We start from the raw sequence: 17008 nt of genomic DNA, 5'->3' as shown, positions 1-17008 counted from the left end.
TAATATGAAACGTCGAACGTTTTTCAAAACAGCAGGACTCGGCGCGCTGGCGGCCAACGGTTTGCTCTCATCCTGCGGCCGCGGGAACACATCACGTGCCGCCAAACCAGATCCGGATTTTATCCCGGATATAGAGATCAACCTGACTGCAAAACCCGGACGCCTGCAGATTTTGGACGGTCCGGAAACCGGTATATGGCATTACACGGGTGAGGTTATAAAAGGCGATGCAAACGCTCTGACCAACCTGCCGGATACCTGGGTGGGACCGGTCATCAAAGCGCGTCGCGGACAAAAGATGCGTATTTATTTCCGCAATCAGGTCGACCAGGTTTCCATCATTCACTGGCACGGCCTGCATGTGCCGCCGGAGGCAGATGGTCATCCGCGCTATGTGATCAAACCGGGCGGAGAATACGTCTATGAATTTACCATTATGGACCGTCCCGGCACCTACTGGTTTCACCCGCATCCGCATGGAAAAACCGGCCCCCAGGTGTATCGCGGACTGGCCGGTCTGTTTCTGGTGACAGACGAGGAAGAGGAACAGCTGAACCTGCCGGCCGGCGATCATGACGTGCCGCTGATCATTCAGGATCGACAGTTTAGTCCGGACAACCAACTGATCTACATTCAGAACCGTATGCAGCAGATGCTGGGATTCCTGGGTGATACCGTGCTGGTCAACGGAAAGTCCGGATATACCTTAAAAGCGGACACCGGCGTTTACAGGCTGCGAATATTAAACGGCTCCAATTCGCGTATCTACAAGCTGGCCTGGCAGGACGGGACTCCGATGACCGTGATCGGCACAGACGGCGGATTACTCAAAGAACCTGTCACCCGGCCTTTTCTGACCCTGGGCCCGGCCGAACGCTTTGATGTGATCGCTGATTTTTCAGACCGTCATCCGGGTGATGAACTCAAACTGGTCAGTCTTCCTATACCGGGAGTTGATGCCGGTATGGGTATGATGGGACGCGGCATGATGGGCGGTACAAACCGCAATGTACCGGAAAACGGCGCAGCCTTTGATATTTCACGCGTGAAAATCACACATAAAGCGAACAACCGCTTTCAGCTGCCCTCAAAGCTCTCAGACTTTGAGCCTCTGTCAGCACAGGATGCCACCAATTCAAACGAGCCGAGGCGCTTTGAATTCGCCATGGGCCGACATATGCAATGGACCATCAACGGCAGAACGTTTGAAATGACAGATGTTGCTGACTATGAAAAAGTAAAGCTGAACACCACAGAAATCTGGGAATTTATCAATGCGGGCGGCGATATGGGCATGATGGGCGGCATGATGAATATGCCGCATCCGGTGCATATTCACGGTTTGCAGTTCAAAATTTTTGATCGTCAGATCGATCCGCGCTTCGCCGCAGCCTGGGACGCGCTCAAAGACGGTGTTGTAGATCATGGCAGAAAGGACAGTTTTCTGCTGCTGCCGGGTGCGCGGGTGCAGGTGGCGCTCCGATTTGAGGATTTCAGCGGATTGTATTTGTATCATTGCCACAATCTGGAACACGAGGATATGGGCATGATGCGCAATTACCGGATCGAATCCGGTTAAATCGCAGGCCTGAATTTTTAAAATATCTTTTGAGACCCCTATGACAGTGTTGAATATTCTACACTTTGATCTGCAGTCCGAGTACTATTCTACGATGTTAATATCGTCTCAAAAGTTTTAATAATTGTTTTTATTATACTTAAGAAGTATTATCATTATGGCACAGCATTTGAATATAGTAAAGACAGAAACAGTTCAACATGTTTGAATCCAACTTTAAGGAGGTACACCATGAGATTATTCACAGCAGTTTTTACGATAGCATTGACCGCTTTTTTTCTTGTCCCGGTGTCAGCACAACAGGGCATGCAGCATGCGGGAAGCAGCCAGATGATGCCGAGCGACAGCACAGATGAGATGCCCGGTATGATGGGACGCGGGATGATGCACAGTGGCATGAAGGGGCGTGGCATGATGCAGAACGGTATGATGTCAGGAATGATGAGCCGCGGGATGATGCACGGCGGTATGATGAGCTGTGGAATGATGCAGCAGAGTCCCATGATGAACGTCATGATGATGGTCAAAATGCTTCCCGAAATGCAGGAGGAATTGACCCTAACCCAAAATCAATCGAAAAAACTGATCGATATGCGCGCTGATTTTCAGAAACAGCAGATTGACTATAAAACCGATTTAAGGAAAAAAAGAGTCGATCTGGAAAACATGCTGAAACAGGAGGCGACTGCGGGTCAGATTAAAAAGCAAATGCAATTCTGCTCGAACATCAAGATCGACATGCACATCGCTGCTTATGAAACCTTGAAAAGGATGAAAACCGTGCTCAATGATGATCAGAAAGAAATGCTAAAATCCATGAACCCGCAGCAATAGGGCATGATGAATCAAGTCAACAACACGCAGAAAGGAGGTTAACATGCATGGATACGGAACGGGATTTATGGGATGGGGCTGGATATTGGGCCTGGTTGTTCTGGGGTTGATCATCTGGGCTGTGGTGCGTTCCGCCCAAAACTCGAACACCTCTCCGAGAGAGCCAAAATCAGCTTTGGACATACTCAAAGAACGCTATGCCCTGGGCGAAATCGATAAACAGGAATTCGAAGAAAAGAAGCGTGATCTAACTGGATAAACAAAATGAGCAACAGGGACTTGGCTTTTCGGCACACCCTGTTGCTTATAATAAATGGCCCAGGGAGGAATTATAAAATTAACCACATTTATCGTAAAGAAAAAAAAGAGTGATGTATAAGGAAACGGCCTAATCTTTAAACCGTTTTTTCAAGCTGTATGTATTTTTAGCATAACCATCGAGATAACCGCGGGCAAATATTCCGGGCAATCGGGTTTCAATTGCCCTATGATTTTGCTTATTTCCTTTTCAATCCAAATTATTTTTCATACTTTTGCGGGAAACGGTTTTTCACACAACTCGAGTCCTGCGTTTGACAAAAAAATCACTTGACATCCGCCGAATCAGCGCACCTAAAATATTTACGCTCCTGATTATCATTTTCATCTGGCTGCTCATTCCTCCGGCGCCGTTTTCGGATATATCCTATTCGCGTATCGTCACCGACCGGCAAAATAACATGCTGCGCGTTACGCTGGCCAAAGATGAACAATACCGGTTTCCGCCGGATTCTCTGGACTTGCCGGAAAAATATGTGCGGGCGGTGCTGACGTTTGAAGACAAGCGTTTTTTCTCGCATCACGGCATAGACCCGTTAGCGCTGCTGAACGCTGTCCGGATCAATCTGCAGAGCGGCCGCATTGTCCGCGGCGGCAGCACCCTGAGCATGCAGATAGCCCGACTGGATCACCCGAAACCGCGTACCCTGTTCAATAAACTGCGCGAGTGCCTGACCGCGCTGAAACTGAGTCTGCATTTCAGCAAACATGACCAGCTGATCCTGTATGCGGCGCATGTGCCCATGGGCGGCAATACCGTCGGTCTGCAGGCCGCATCTTTACGCTACTTTGATAAACCGCCCAGAGACCTCACCTGGGCGGAAGCCGCGCTTTTTGCGGTTCTCCCCAACTCGCCATCTATGATCAATCTGGACAGACAACGCAGCCGTTTGCTGCAAAAACGCAATCATCTGCTGCAGCGGCTGTACCGCACTCACAGGTTGGACTCCCTGAGCTGTCATCTTGCCTGCCGGGAACCGTTACCCCGGCTGCCGGAACGTATGGTGTTCAAAGCGCCGCATCTTTGCACCCAGGCGCTGGCACAGGAATCCGGACACCGTATTTGCACCACCCTGGACTCTGACATTCAACACCAACTAAATCTGATCCTCGATTCCTATGCGGGATTTTTTTCCACCCACGGCATCCGCAATTACGCCGCCCTTGTTGCAGAAACCGCCACCGGCCGGGTGCGCGGCTATGTCGGGTCCCAGGGATTCTTTAAATTGCCCGGCGGTCAGGTGGACGGCGTGCAGGCCGCACGCTCCACCGGCAGCCTGCTCAAACCGTTTCTGGCTGCCTGTGCCATGGACCGGGGTCCGTATACCCTGACGACAAAACTGCCGGATGTACCTGCATTTTTCGGCAATTTTTCACCGCAAAACGCCTCCGGAACGTGTCACGGACTGGTAAGTCTGGACATCATGCTGCGATATTCCCTGAACATCCCGGCCGTGTTTCTGCTGCAGGATTACGGCATGGACCGCTTTTATTACAACCTCACGGATGCGGGATTGACCAGCCTGAACCGGTCGCCGGAAGAATACGGACTGTCCCTGATTCTGGGCGGCGCCGAAGCGTCGCTGTGGGAATGTTGCGGACTGTTTGCATCCCTGGGAAATCTCGGCCGCAGTACGCCTCTGCGCTGGAATGCGGAGCCTCAGCATCCCGCTGCAGCCGTCTGTTCCCCCGGCGCCGCCTGGCTGACATTGCAAGCGCTCGCAACTGTCGATCGTCCCGGAACGGAATTTTACTGGCCGTTTTTCAACAATCAGATTCCCGTGGCCTGGAAAACCGGTACCAGTTACGGTCAGCGCGACGCCTGGGCGATCGGCGTCAACTCACAATACGTGATTGGCGTATGGGCCGGACACTTTTCCGGGCAAGGCAATACCGATCTGTACGGCTCCAGCGCCGCCGGTCCGGTGCTGTTTAAACTGTTTAATCAGCTCTGCCGCAGCAACCAACCTCTGTGGCCGGAAAAACCGGAATCCGATCTGCGGCTGAAAGCCGTATGTCCGGTCAGCGGTCTTTCGCCTTCCCCCTGGTGTCCGGACACCATTCGCGTTGAAGCGCCTGCTGTCGCCTGGGAATCCAAGACCTGTTCCTTCCACAAACGCTATATTCTGGACAGCAACGGATATCAAGTGTGTTCACAATGCTGGACCCCTTCCGATACCGTGTGGTGTACACGCACCATCTATCCGCCGCCCGTCCGACAGCTTATGCAGCGTCAAAATCGCATGGTGGAATCGCCGCCGCGACATCATCCGGATTGTCCGGCAGTTCACCGTGAGCGTCAATTTGCCATCGAATATCCCATCCCGGACATTCGCATTCAGATTCCGCGCACGTTCAGCGGCACCTTTGAACCGGTGATCTTTAAGGCAAAACACGCCACTCCCTCTATGCATCTGTTCTGGTACCTGAACGGTTCATTTCTGGCAGAAACCCGCGAACCGCATAATGTAAAAGTAAATCTGCCGGCCGGTGAACACCAACTAACTGTGCAGGATCAAACCGGGGCCGTACGTCGAGTCCGATTTCAGGCATTCAGATAAAAAATAAAAATCATTCTTGATTTTTTAGAAATAAATATGTATAATAACCGGCAAATGTAAAAAATGTCGTTCCTTTTTTTACATAAAATGCCCGGATTTATGACACATTTCGGGCCGATGAATCATGGTCCTATTCAAGCAATAAATCAGGGGGAAGATGTGATGAAAAAGGCAGCGGGCTGACAGGTTGACAGGTTCATTCAGAACGACTGTGAAATCCAGTCACTCACAGCATTTGCCCGCATTGTCAGGATGAGCTCTATCCCGATTTTCAGGACGAGAGGACAAAAGCTAAAGACAGAGAACGGACAAGGCATATTTATGTCAATTTCCCAAACAGATATGGCAACTCCTAAATCTATTTTGTGGATCATTCTATTCACGTTGTTATTCTGCAATCTCTCTGCACTGTTTGCACTTGATCCTGAAAAATCCATTGCTCAATACGGCCACTCTTTATGGCTCCCCATGAACGGTCTGCCCGCGAATAAAGTAAATGTGAGTCTACAATCCCACGACGGTTATCTTTGGTTTGGAACGTCCGCCGGTCTGTTTCGTTTTGACGGGGTGAGTTTCGATTCCATCCGCACAGAGCCAAGTCAAAAGCCCGACGGTTCTATCACCGCACTGGCTCGATCCCGGGACAATGGCCTGTGGGTGGGCACCAAATGGACCGGATTCAGGCATTTGAAAGACGGCCAGGTCCGGAGGCACGCACTTTTAGAAGGTTTTTTCAACACACAGATCAACGCCCTCATCGAATCCGCAGATCACAGACCGCTGATCGGAACTTCTATCGGGTTGTATCGACTCGACAGTACCATGTATACGCCTTTGATGCTCGAACCCAATTATGTTACGGCTCTTGCCATCGATAATTCAGGCCGAATATGGGCCGGAACCCACGAGGGAGTATTTATCCTGGATGCGGCGGGCCAACAGATTCTAAAACAAATCAAACAACACGACGGCCTTCCCCACAACAATATTACTTGCCTGCATTTTGACAGACAGTCGATCATGTGGATCGGTACAGCCAATGGACTGGCGCGTGTAATGAACGACAAAACTGTAAAAACCTATGCACAGGGTGAACGCATCAATGTCGTTTACAAAGATAAAGACAATAATTTGTGGACAGGAACGCGTAGCGGATTGAACCGATTGAGCAGCGGCGACACCTGGTCACGTTTTACAAAAAACGACGGCCTGACCGATAATAATGTCCTGTCCATCACCGAAGATCACGAAAACAATCTCTGGGTATGCACCTCAGACGGTCTGAATCAGTTCAAAAATATCAACCTGACAACATACACGACCTATGACGGATTGTACAACAATTTTATTTCAAGTATTGTCGAATCTCCGGACAACAGCCTGTATTTCTGCAGCAGCCAATCGGCCAGCATTACAAAATTCGGAAAGGATAAAAGCGTATTTAATGAAATACCAGTCGGCCCTGTATACGTGGCGCGCGATTCTAGTATCTGGACCGGACAAACGGGCGCACTCTCGAAACTGAAAAACGGAATCATCAGGCAATACTCAACCCGCGACGGCCTTCCGGATAAATGGATATCGGCCATCACCGAAGACGACCGCAGCTTAATTATATATTTTGATCATGTCGGAATCCGACGATTTGTCGAGGGAAGACTCGAACCTTACCTGATGGCTGACGGCAAGCCTTATCCAAACCGCGAATATATGACCTGTTTTCATTATGCAAAGGACGGGGCACTGTGGATCGGTATGGCGGATTCGCTGGTCCGTATCCGCAATGGCGTCAGCCGTCACTTTACGACGCGGGACGGGCTTGCCAACAACTGGGTGAGTTCTATTTATGAAGACAAGGACTCGACATTGTGGATCAGCTCTCCACAGGGCGGATTGACCCGCTATCGAAACGGCGAATTTATCGCATTTTCCTACAAAGATGGCTTGTTCACCAATGAAATTTACTGCGTACTCGGAGATGATCAGGGAGGATTATGGTTGAGCAGTCCGGTTGGCATTGGCCACGTAGAGAAAAAAGAATTGGCCGAATTTGCCGCAGGTCATACCGATTCTCTGCACTGCAAAGTCTATGGTGTCCAGGAGGGCATGAAAACAAAAGCATGTTTTGGCGACTGGCAACCGTCCGGATGGAAAGCGCACGACGGGTCGCTCTGGTTTGCCACCTCAAAAGGTGCCGTTAAAATTGTGCCGGGCACGTTTAAAAGCAACCAGACACCGCCGCCGGTTCACATAGAATCGATACGCAGCGATGAAATCAGATCTTATCGAGAAAGCAACACCACCTTTGCGGCAGGTACGCAAAAACTTGAATTTCATTACACCGCTTTGAGCTTTAAAGAACCTCAAAATGTTCGGTTTAAATACAAAATAGAGGGATATGATAAAAATTGGGTTAACGCCGGAACCCGTCGCTCAGCCTTTTATACGAATTTACCGCCCGGTGATTACGCATTCCGGGTCATCGCCTGCAATAACGACGGCGTCTGGAACACCCAAGGTGCAGCGATAAATTTTGTACTACAGCCGCATTTTTATCAAACCCCGGGATTTTATATTTTAATCTTTTTCCTGGTTGCGGGCGCTATTTACGCTATCTTTCGCTGGCGAATCCACCGGCACCTTGAACAGGAACGTATCCTCAATGAACGCATCAAAGAGGCCACAGCCCATATTAAGACATTAAGCGGACTGCTTCCGATTTGCGCCAATTGTAAAAAGATCCGTCACGATGACGGCTATTGGGAACAGCTGGAAGGCTATATACAAACCCGTTCCGAACTGCAGTTTTCACACGGTATCTGTCCGGACTGTATGCAAAAATTGTATCCTGATTACACTGACGAAGAATCTGAATAGGCCCGCTCTTTAATCACCGGCTCCAGCCTCTGCAACAAGCCCCGCGCATCCTGCACGCGCTCCGGCGCTTCTTCAAGTTCAAGAATTTCCAGCAACGCTTTGCGCGCCTCCTGCGGCCGGCCAGAGCATCAAATGCGACCTGGCGGCAAACCAAAGACAATTGGCCGTCTGCCGCGGATTCGCAGCCGTTTTCCGCGCATTCTGCATATCACGCAACGCCAGGCGCACGGCCTCGGGATCAAACGCCAGCGTCACCCCCAATATCTGCAGCGGCGCGCTCTTGATCCGTGCCAGACCGGAATAAAAGGAACCGAAATACGAGTCCGGATGCTCCTGCAGATGCTGTCCCAGAGAGATCAGGGCAGACGAGTAATTGCCGTCGTGAAATGCCTGGATGCCGTGCTCAAGGGACGGAGACGGTGAAGACGGCTGTTGCAGATTCTGCACGCGTACAAATTCAAGCTCGGCCAGACGAATCATGTGCGAACGACTGTAGCGCATCACCATCCAGAATACCACGGCAAGCGCCAGCAGGATCACGGCCAGCGCCGCAAGTTTTCGATTGTAGAGAGAGGATGAGCGTTGTCGGTTCATTTGGGGGTAATCTCTTATATTTTAGTGCGTTATATATTATAACACATCCCTGCCACGGTTTCATTCCGTTTCAACAGTGAAATCTTTATGCTTTTGGCGTTGAATCACATGCTCTCCGCCTTTGCTGTAAAAACCCGGATGCGTCGCCGACCGTTTTGAATAAAAGAACGGACTTTTTTGACAAAATCCGGATATTTTTGCAATTTCTTTATAGGAATAGCCCTTAAAATAAAAAAGCAAAAGACATCGGCGTTGACAGGGCGTCAGATCAGCCATTGCCGTATATATTTGCCCCAGACGGGGCCGCTCTCTGTAAATATTCGCAGGATAAACCAACATGCTGTACTCGATATCGTTCGGATCCAGGCAAACCGGACGCTTTTTACGGCAATAATCAACACACAAATTCCTGCAGATGCTTAAAAGCCAGGGGTAAAACGGACGCTGTATATCAAACGTCCGGATATGCTGAAAAATGCGCAAAGTTTCATTCCTGATATCTTTGGCATCTTCCCGGTTCCGGCAAAACCAGTAACAAACTTCAAGTATCTGCAAATTAAATTTTGAATACACCAGCAACCAGGCGGACTCTATTTTTTCTTTCAACTCAATCTTTACAGATTCACTCAGAGTGTACGCTTCCCCGCTATACATAAAACAATCCCTTTAATAAAAGATATGAACAACATCCAACCCGTATTAACATACAAAAAAATGATCTCTCTGTCAATATTTTTTGAATTCGGTATATGTATTCTGCATCTGTCATTCGTATTATATGATCTGGCGCAGAACAGCCGGGTTGAGATTATCCTCTACAATATGAACGGACAGCAGATCACAACCCTGTATAACGGCCGCCGGTCTGCCGGACAACACGAATTGCATTGGAACGGCTGCGGCACAGACGGCGCCCTGTTACCTGCAGGCGTCTATCTGCTGCAGATGCGTGCGGGCTCGTTTCGCGACACACAGAAACTGCTCTATATCAAATAAAAAGCCCGGTTCGAAAACCGGGCTCGGGGGAGAACGAAAAAGAATTTTGTGATAGCAGGCAGATCTGTTTTCATGATCCGCCTGATATCAAATTACTTGTTACCGCGCTGTCCGCGGCCGCCTCGGGGTGTTTCATCGTCAGCATCACCGCCTTTGGGCGTATCAAAGCGCCCACCGGCCTGTCTACCGATCTGACCGCGTCCGAGACAATCTTCCGGTCGTTCCCAATCTGCATCCTGACCGTTGGGGATCCCGTCACCGTCACTGTCCGGTGCATTGTCATTAAAGCCGTCACCATCGGCATCGACAAAGGCGTTCGAACCGGCGCCATGTCCGCGGCCTGATCCGGCGCGTTCATAGTCTTCATCTTGGCCGTTCGGAATGCCGTCGCCGTCACTGTCCGGCGCATTGTCATTGAATCCGTCACCGTCTGCATCCACAAATCCGGCGCCGCGGGCCCCTTCACCGTTTCCGGCCTGACCGCGTCTCTGGCTGGTTTCGGGACGCTCATAGTCCTCATCCTGGCCATTGGGAATGCCGTCGCCGTCACTGTCCGGCGCATTGTCATTATAACCATCGCCGTTTTCATCGACAAATTCACGACCATGCGTATCATCCGACTGTGCCTGAACCTGCGGTACTGCTGTGAATAAATATGCCAAGGCAGCTGCCAGTGCAAGAAAAAATGTAAAGCGTTTCATATGGTCCTCCAAAATAAAATGAGTATTTATTGATTTCACTTGCCACTAAAGCAACGCCCGTGCCAAACCCGAAAACCGGCAGATTTCGTACCCTTTACTACTTGTTTTATTTAAGCTTGTGATTTTTATACCGGAATACCGGAACCCATCCGGATCGACCAAACGGTCGATTTTTTCACCGAAACAGTCGAAATCTGCAGCCGATTTTTATTCCAGCCGGATGATCATTTTTCGAAAAATTAACTTGCATTTTCGCATAAATTCAATTAAAATAAGACTTCATCCAGTATCCGGCCCGTTTGTGATTGAGACGTGTGCGTTACTCCTCTTGATTTTTCCGGGCCGGATTCTTTTATCACCATGGACACCCGGGGGTTGGCGCCAGACAGTATTTTCAAAGATAACAGGTGCAAAAAAAAAGCGCTCTTTTCTAAGCTTTTTACTGAAATTTTGAGATATCTATCTATATACCAGTATTAATTTTTATAGACTTGTACCTCGTACTGTTTTAAGCTGGAGGCTTTGAACAGAAAACGAACACATGGAAGCGGTGAGGAAAAAATTAGAAAGGTGAGCGGCAAGGTGCATGCAGGTCAGAGTAAATTCTATCTGGATTCCAAGAAACGCACCCGGCGTCCGCCAAAAAACACGGTAAACGATTTGATCTCGTTCGACAACGCCCCGTTGTACAGCGTGGGACAGGGAGAGTTGTACCACACTCAATTAGACCCGACGATCCGTTTTCTGCACAAACATTGTTTACAGATATGACAAGCAGGACCGTTACGCTAAATTTTTCACAGGGCAGTATTCGGCCGCATACCCAACACCAATCCCCCATTATTCGTTCTCATCGTATGAAAGTTTCGGCAACCGTTTTAATTGATGCACATTGTGACTTATGTTTGACTCTAAAAAAAGGCCGACGAATTCGCCGGCCTGGTTTCATATTTCACAATTCTCCATTTACCCATCACACTTATCGTTTCACCCGGGCATTGCCTTCCCAGATACTCCAAATCTGTTCTTCGTCTGCGGGTTGAGCGTAATCAGTTTCCAGAGTTGTGACCAGAGCGCCGCTGGCCCAACCGAAATGCAGCCAGTCTTCCGGTTTCCAGCCTTTCAGGATGGCATAGAGCATGCCGCCGACAAATCCGTCGCCGCCGCCGATGCGGTCCAGAACCGTGATCGGCCGCGGTTCCACCACATGCCAGTCATCGCCCGCGGACATGATGCCGCCCCAGAGATGCGAGTTGGCATTGACCACCTGACGCAGGGTTGTGGCGTACACCGAGGCGTTCGGGAATGTCTGTTTCGCGGCATTGATCATGCCTTTGAACCCATCAATCTTGGCCGTTAGGTCTTTGCCGCCGGCTTCCGGTCCTTCCACGTTGAGGCAGAGCTGAAAATCCTCTTCATTGCCCACCAGAACATCGGAAATACCGGCAATTTCCTTAAAAATCGCATGCAGCTCATCTTCACGGCCTTTCCAGAACGAGGCGCGGTGGTTCAAATCAAAGGAAATGCGGGTTCCATGTTTACGGGCAGCGCGCGCCAGTTCCAGACAAAACTGTCCGGTTTCCGGAGATAATGCGCCCACAAGTCCGGATAAATGAATAATCTGCACGCCCTCCTCGCCGAATATGCGCTCCAGATCGAAATCCTCAGCGCTCAGGGTGCGGCCCACCTCACCGGCGCGGTCGTTATGCACCCGCGGACCTCGCGATCCGGTGCCCCTGTCCGCAACATTGAACTGATGCCGATAGCCCCAGGGGCCACCCTGTTCCACGATCTTGGCTTCCACATTCATATGTCGACCGGCCAGGTTGTCGCTGATGAAACGCGATAGCGGACTGTCCTTGACCCATGCCGTCAAGACCTTGACCGGCAGTCCCAGAAAAGACGACACGCTGGCCACATTGGTCTCGGCGCTGGTGGTCTGCATTTTAAACATGTCGCTAGAGTGCACCGGCTGACCGTTTACCGGTGTAATGCGCAATCCAATGCTGGTGGGTACCAGTAAAGCATATTTACAGTTTTTTTTCAGTTGCAAATCCATATTCAATCCTTTCGTTTTATACACAAATAGCATTTTGGCGGCTTTTAGCAACATAAAACTTGAACAAACATTAATTTGAACCGGTTCAAATTAATGTTTGAAAAATAACCGCGTCAACAGCGGTTATTTTAATATAATCAATCGAGATCACGATTTCAAGTATTTTATAAAGTCCTTTGATCAGAAAGGTGTTCATTGTTTCAGCCATTTTAAAGCTGCTGCAACAATGCAGAGATATTTTCTGTGGTATAGACCTGCGAAATCACAGATTCATCCAGCGAGTCATGAATTACCCACTGGCTTTCGCCCTTTTTCGCCGCCAGACGATAACCTTTTTTTTCATATTGTACATCATACACAAACAAGCGCACATCATTGCGCTGCAACGTATGACGCAGACGGATGAGCACACCAGGCGGATATGAACTGCCGCACAGGCTCAACATGCGCGACAATTCACGGGTACGATCACCGGTTCGGCTGTCTGTCAGATTTCGCTTGAAATAACAATCAATTCCCCAGGCAATATCTTTTATTTTATTCAGCAGTTCGTCGTTCTTGTTTTCCTGCGCCTTGATCTCCAGAGCCTGTGTATGATGCTGATATTGCCTGATTTCCTGAAGGGGTGAAAAAGCCAGATCAATTGTGGATTGGCGTAAATGTTGATCCAGAAACTTGTTTTTATCAATAAACAGGGGAACGAGATACTCCACATTGATATAAAAACCCTCCCACATCGGAGCGGAACGGTTCTGTGCATCGATCACATCATGAATCTGCATCATGTCCTGTTGGTTTCTATACACCTCTGTTGCCGGTGGCGTGTAACGCCCCGGCCCGGATTCAATTGCAATGTCAGAGAATTTTGCACGCGCCAGACGATCCATGACGGTAAAAAAAATCGTTTTCCCCTTTCGTTTGTCAACAAATCGCCGGTTCATCATGCCTTTTGCGGTTTGCACATAGTCTGCAAACGCCTCGGTGAGATCCATGCCGGATGAGTTTGCCGGTTCTAAAATCAAAGGATCAATTTGTGTGCTCGTCATTTCGGCAAATTGTTTCATCATCTCGCGATTGGAGATCCACACCAGCAGTTCTGCGCTGAGAACAAGTACAATAAACACAATTGCAGCTGTTAACCAGCCTACGGCCAACGGTCTTTGCGGCAGTGATTTTATATGGGCGGCGTACATGGCATTCAAGGCGTTTTGTGCACCGGCAATCGCAAATGCCGACAGGCTGTACACCAGCCAGAACGGTCCCGGGATATTCAAAATCACAATTCCCGAAAACATCGCCCAGGGAAGAACAAAAATAAAAAAAGCAGAACGGCCGTTAAAAAAGCCGTACCGTTCTTTAAAGGTCTCATCCTCAATCGTTGCGTAAAGTCTGTAAATAACAATCAGATTATAAAGGGGAACCAGTAAAAACAATGTCTGCAGCAGAGGTTCTGCATCAATATTTCTATATTTAACAAGTTTTTTCCAGGTCTGATAAAACCAGAACGGGAAATAGAGACCAAACGTCAACACAAACAGCACAGCCGGCTGCCAATGCGAGCGATCGAGTTTGTCATGCTGCCAGTCGGATTTATCAAAACCGGACGGTAGCTCCGATTCGACCGCTTGCTGCTCCGCGATCCGGGATTCGCGTGCCGTTGCACGAGACCGGCCGTATACAAATCCGCAATTCAGGCAGGCTTTGCCCACCTTTTGCTGGTGCCCGCAATGCGGACAGCGGATTTTCAAGCCGTTTTGTTTTGAATCATTCGCTTGTGTTGTACGCATGGCAACAATATTGCACAAGGCGCCTGTGCTTTCAAACTCAGATTTGAGTTTTTGCGCGGTTTCAAAATCAATGTTGTTTTTCAGCACAATACGGTTTCCGGAAAAAAGCCGCTTAACGCGCGGTTCACTCAATTTGAAGCGACCGGCCACTTGCTTTTTAACTTGTTCGTAATCGTACCCCGATTGGACATTGCCATCAAAAACAATTTTATACAGCGTCTTATCCACAAACACTCCGAGTCTGGTCATAAAACTGTATAAATGCAGGTTATTTGAAAAAAAACGAATCAAAAATCTTGCCAAAGCATTGTTTTTAGATCGCAACTCCGGCACACATGCTGACTTTCCGTGATGGTGATCATCATGCAAAATTAAAAGGATTCAGCTGCATCTCTTTCATTCGGCTGTTCCCGAATAAAAGCGCGTTTGATGTCTCTTTGCCAGTTGCTGCAACTCTTTTGCAATGCCGGGATACGCCCTAATGACATTGTTCGTTTCATAAGGATCATTCACAAGGTCAAACAGCGACAACTCTATATGCTCTCGCTTATAGCGGCCGGGCTGTCCGTCGTTACCCGGAGTTACCAGCGTGCGATAATCATGCGGCAGATGCAGTTTCCAGAGACCGTCACCGCTCATGACACTTTCGAACGTACCGCCTGTTGAAAAGGCGTAATACTCGTACGGATTTGTTGCGCCCGGTTTACGGGTTATGATATCCCAAACATTTTTGCCGTCTATTTCATGATCGGGCAGCGGCGCATTAATGCGTTCGCAAATGGTGGGCAATATATCAATCGAACAAAAGGCCTGACCCGACGATGATCCGGCCTTGATTGCGCCCGGATATTTCATAATGCATGCCGAACGCGTGCCGCCGTCAAAGCTGGTGGTTTTTGCTATGCGAAACGGCGTAGAACCGGCATGATTGCCATAACTGATCCACGGGCCGTTATCCGAGGTAAAAAAAACCCATGTAATGATAACGATATTCGGGGGTGTTTTGGACTTTTCGGAATAACAGCACATCAATCCCCCTGTCAACAATGCTCCCGAGGCGGCCTTTAAAAACCGCCTGCGCGTCAAAGACCGAATGTTTTTTTGTGTTGTCATTTGAAAGTTTTTTATTTATTGACATATATTTACAAACACAAGACTAAAACTAACAAAATCATTGAAAAAAACAACAATTCAATATAAATTCTTTGCAAATTCATCAATCTGTCTTGACATTATCAGGAATATTGTTTATTTTCTTTTATGAGTAATTATTTATATTATACTTGAACCGGTTTAATTTTTTTGCGAGGAGTTGTTATGAGAAGAGCAGTGTATATGACAGCCATTCTGGCTGTTGCAATGACGAGTGCTTGTACCGGAGGAGACTGGACCCCGCTGTTCAACGGGGAGAACCTGGACGGCTGGACCAGGCTGAACGGCACCGCCGAGTACAAAGTCGAGGACAATATGATCATCGGCGTCAGTAGCATGAATACGCCGAATACCTTTTTGGCGACTGAAAAAGAGTACGGGGATTTTATCCTCGAGTACGAGGCCAAAGTCGACCCGGCATTGAATTCAGGCGTACAAATCCGCAGTAACAGCATCCCTGACTATCGTGACGGACGCGTACACGGCTATCAGGTGGAACTGGACCCGTCAGACCGCGCCTGGACCGGCGGCATTTACGATGAAGCGCGGCGCGGCTGGTTGTATCATCTGGAATACAACCCAGAGGCCAAAACAGCCTTTAAACAAAACGAATGGAATCAGTTTCGCGTCCAGGCCATCGGCAACCGTCTGCAGGTGTGGCTGAACGGCGTACCTGCATCCAATCTGGTGGATGATGAAACGGCAAAAGGATTCATCGCCCTGCAGGTTCACAGCATCGGCAATGACACGTCCAAAGCGGGAAAAACCGTAAAATTCCGCAATATCCGTATCATGACGGAAAATCTGGATGCGGCTAAAAAAGACATGCCCGCGGATGTGCAGCAAGTCAGTTACCTGGCCAATACACTGACTGAACGCGAAAAAGAACAGGGCTGGAAGCTGCTATGGGACGGTGAAACCACAAAAGGCTGGCGCGGCGCCAAACTGGACGATTTCCCGGAAAAAGGCTGGGTCATTGAAGACGGTGTATTGACCGTACTGGAAAGCGGCGGCGGCGAGTCCGAGCACGGCGGTGATATCGTTGCAACCCGCCTGTATTCCGATTTCGTCCTGCAGGTTGATTTCAAGTATACCAAAGGCGCCAACAGCGGTATCAAATACTTTGTGGACCCGGAATTGAACAAGGGCGCCGGTTCGGCCATCGGCTGCGAATTTCAGATCCTGGACGATGAACATCATCCGGATGCCAAAAAAGGCGTGAACGGTAACCGCACGCTTGCCTCTCTGTATGATCTGATTCCGGCAAACGCGCATTTTTACCTTCCCAACGAATCCACGTCCAAGCGCGTAAACAAATACCGCTGGAACCGCGCCAAAATCGTGGCGGACGGCAATGATGTGGCGCATTATCTCAACGGCATCAAGGTGGTGGAATATCAACGCCGCACTCAAATGTGGCGTGCGTTGGTGGCCTATAGCAAATACGCCAAATGGCCGAATTTTGGCGAATGGGAAGAAGGTAACATCCTGCTGCAGGACCATGGCAACCGCGTGTCCTTTAAGAATATCAAGATCAAAGAATTGTAAGG

At 49.2% G+C, this 17008-nt stretch carries 15 protein-coding genes; 8 read left to right on the top strand and 7 right to left on the bottom strand.

The window, feature by feature from the left end; all coding sequences use genetic code 11:
• Positions 1 to 4: 4 nt before the first annotated feature.
• The 5 genes from U5R06_09465 (at position 5) to U5R06_09445 (ending at position 8169) form a co-directional block, all read left to right on the top strand.
• Positions 5 to 1579, top strand: a complete 1575-nt coding sequence (locus U5R06_09465) for a multicopper oxidase domain-containing protein (GenBank protein MDZ7723011.1) — start codon at positions 5 to 7, stop codon at positions 1577 to 1579.
• A 231-nt stretch (positions 1580 to 1810) separates the two neighbouring features.
• On the top strand, positions 1811 to 2413 hold the full coding sequence (locus U5R06_09460) for a hypothetical protein (GenBank protein MDZ7723010.1): 603 nt from the start codon (positions 1811 to 1813) through the stop codon (positions 2411 to 2413).
• Between the two features lie 43 nt (positions 2414 to 2456).
• Entirely contained in the window at positions 2457 to 2672 is a 216-nt protein-coding gene (locus tag U5R06_09455; GenBank protein ID MDZ7723009.1) for an SHOCT domain-containing protein, read from the top strand.
• 313 nt (positions 2673 to 2985) lie between these two features.
• Complete coding sequence (gene pbpC, locus U5R06_09450) at positions 2986 to 5292, top strand: penicillin-binding protein 1C (protein MDZ7723008.1); 2307 nt, start codon at positions 2986 to 2988, stop codon at positions 5290 to 5292.
• Between the two features lie 321 nt (positions 5293 to 5613).
• Positions 5614 to 8169, top strand: coding sequence for a two-component regulator propeller domain-containing protein (locus U5R06_09445; GenBank protein ID MDZ7723007.1), 2556 nt, complete (start codon positions 5614 to 5616; stop codon positions 8167 to 8169).
• Between the two features lie 78 nt (positions 8170 to 8247).
• On the opposite strand, the gene U5R06_09440 is transcribed toward U5R06_09445, so the two are convergent.
• Positions 8248 to 8763: a hypothetical protein gene (locus U5R06_09440; GenBank protein ID MDZ7723006.1), complete on the bottom strand. Its 516-nt coding sequence runs from the start codon at positions 8761 to 8763 to the stop codon at positions 8248 to 8250.
• 60 nt (positions 8764 to 8823) lie between these two features.
• Positions 8824 to 9417 carry a sigma-70 family RNA polymerase sigma factor gene (locus U5R06_09435; protein MDZ7723005.1) on the bottom strand — a complete coding sequence of 198 codons (594 nt, stop codon included), beginning with the start codon at positions 9415 to 9417 and terminating at the stop codon, positions 8824 to 8826.
• 24 nt (positions 9418 to 9441) lie between these two features.
• Here U5R06_09435 and U5R06_09430 point away from each other — a divergent pair, with 24 nt between their 5' ends.
• Complete coding sequence (locus tag U5R06_09430; GenBank protein ID MDZ7723004.1) at positions 9442 to 9759, top strand: FlgD immunoglobulin-like domain containing protein; 318 nt, start codon at positions 9442 to 9444, stop codon at positions 9757 to 9759.
• Positions 9760 to 9851: 92 nt separating this feature from the next.
• Here the strand turns inward: U5R06_09430 and U5R06_09425 are convergent, their stop codons facing one another.
• Positions 9852 to 10460: a hypothetical protein gene (locus U5R06_09425; protein ID MDZ7723003.1), complete on the bottom strand. Its 609-nt coding sequence runs from the start codon at positions 10458 to 10460 to the stop codon at positions 9852 to 9854.
• 522 nt (positions 10461 to 10982) lie between these two features.
• On the opposite strand from U5R06_09425, the gene U5R06_09420 reads away from it, so the two are divergent.
• A complete protein-coding gene (locus U5R06_09420; protein MDZ7723002.1) occupies positions 10983 to 11231 on the top strand; it encodes a CRISPR-associated endonuclease Cas1 in 249 nt (82 codons plus the stop codon).
• 208 nt (positions 11232 to 11439) lie between these two features.
• On the opposite strand, the gene U5R06_09415 is transcribed toward U5R06_09420, so the two are convergent.
• From U5R06_09415 to U5R06_09400, 4 genes are all read right to left on the bottom strand, one after another.
• Complete coding sequence (locus tag U5R06_09415; GenBank protein MDZ7723001.1) at positions 11440 to 12519, bottom strand: sugar kinase; 1080 nt, start codon at positions 12517 to 12519, stop codon at positions 11440 to 11442.
• 85 nt (positions 12520 to 12604) lie between these two features.
• On the bottom strand, positions 12605 to 12727 hold the full coding sequence (locus U5R06_09410) for a hypothetical protein (GenBank protein MDZ7723000.1): 123 nt from the start codon (positions 12725 to 12727) through the stop codon (positions 12605 to 12607).
• Position 12728: 1 nt separating this feature from the next.
• Positions 12729 to 14534 carry a hypothetical protein gene (locus U5R06_09405; GenBank protein ID MDZ7722999.1) on the bottom strand — a complete coding sequence of 602 codons (1806 nt, stop codon included), beginning with the start codon at positions 14532 to 14534 and terminating at the stop codon, positions 12729 to 12731.
• 168 nt (positions 14535 to 14702) lie between these two features.
• Positions 14703 to 15335 carry a sulfatase-like hydrolase/transferase gene (locus U5R06_09400; GenBank protein ID MDZ7722998.1) on the bottom strand — a complete coding sequence of 211 codons (633 nt, stop codon included), beginning with the start codon at positions 15333 to 15335 and terminating at the stop codon, positions 14703 to 14705.
• A gap of 288 nt (positions 15336 to 15623) precedes the next feature.
• Between U5R06_09400 and U5R06_09395 the strand changes: the two genes are divergently transcribed.
• Positions 15624 to 17006 carry a DUF1080 domain-containing protein gene (locus U5R06_09395; protein MDZ7722997.1) on the top strand — a complete coding sequence of 461 codons (1383 nt, stop codon included), beginning with the start codon at positions 15624 to 15626 and terminating at the stop codon, positions 17004 to 17006.
• Positions 17007 to 17008 lie beyond the last annotated feature (2 nt).

This window comes from candidate division KSB1 bacterium (genome assembly GCA_034521575.1).
Classification (GTDB): Bacteria; Zhuqueibacterota; Zhuqueibacteria; order Residuimicrobiales; family Krinioviventaceae; genus JAXHMJ01.
This window is presented reverse-complemented; position numbering and strand designations above follow the sequence as displayed.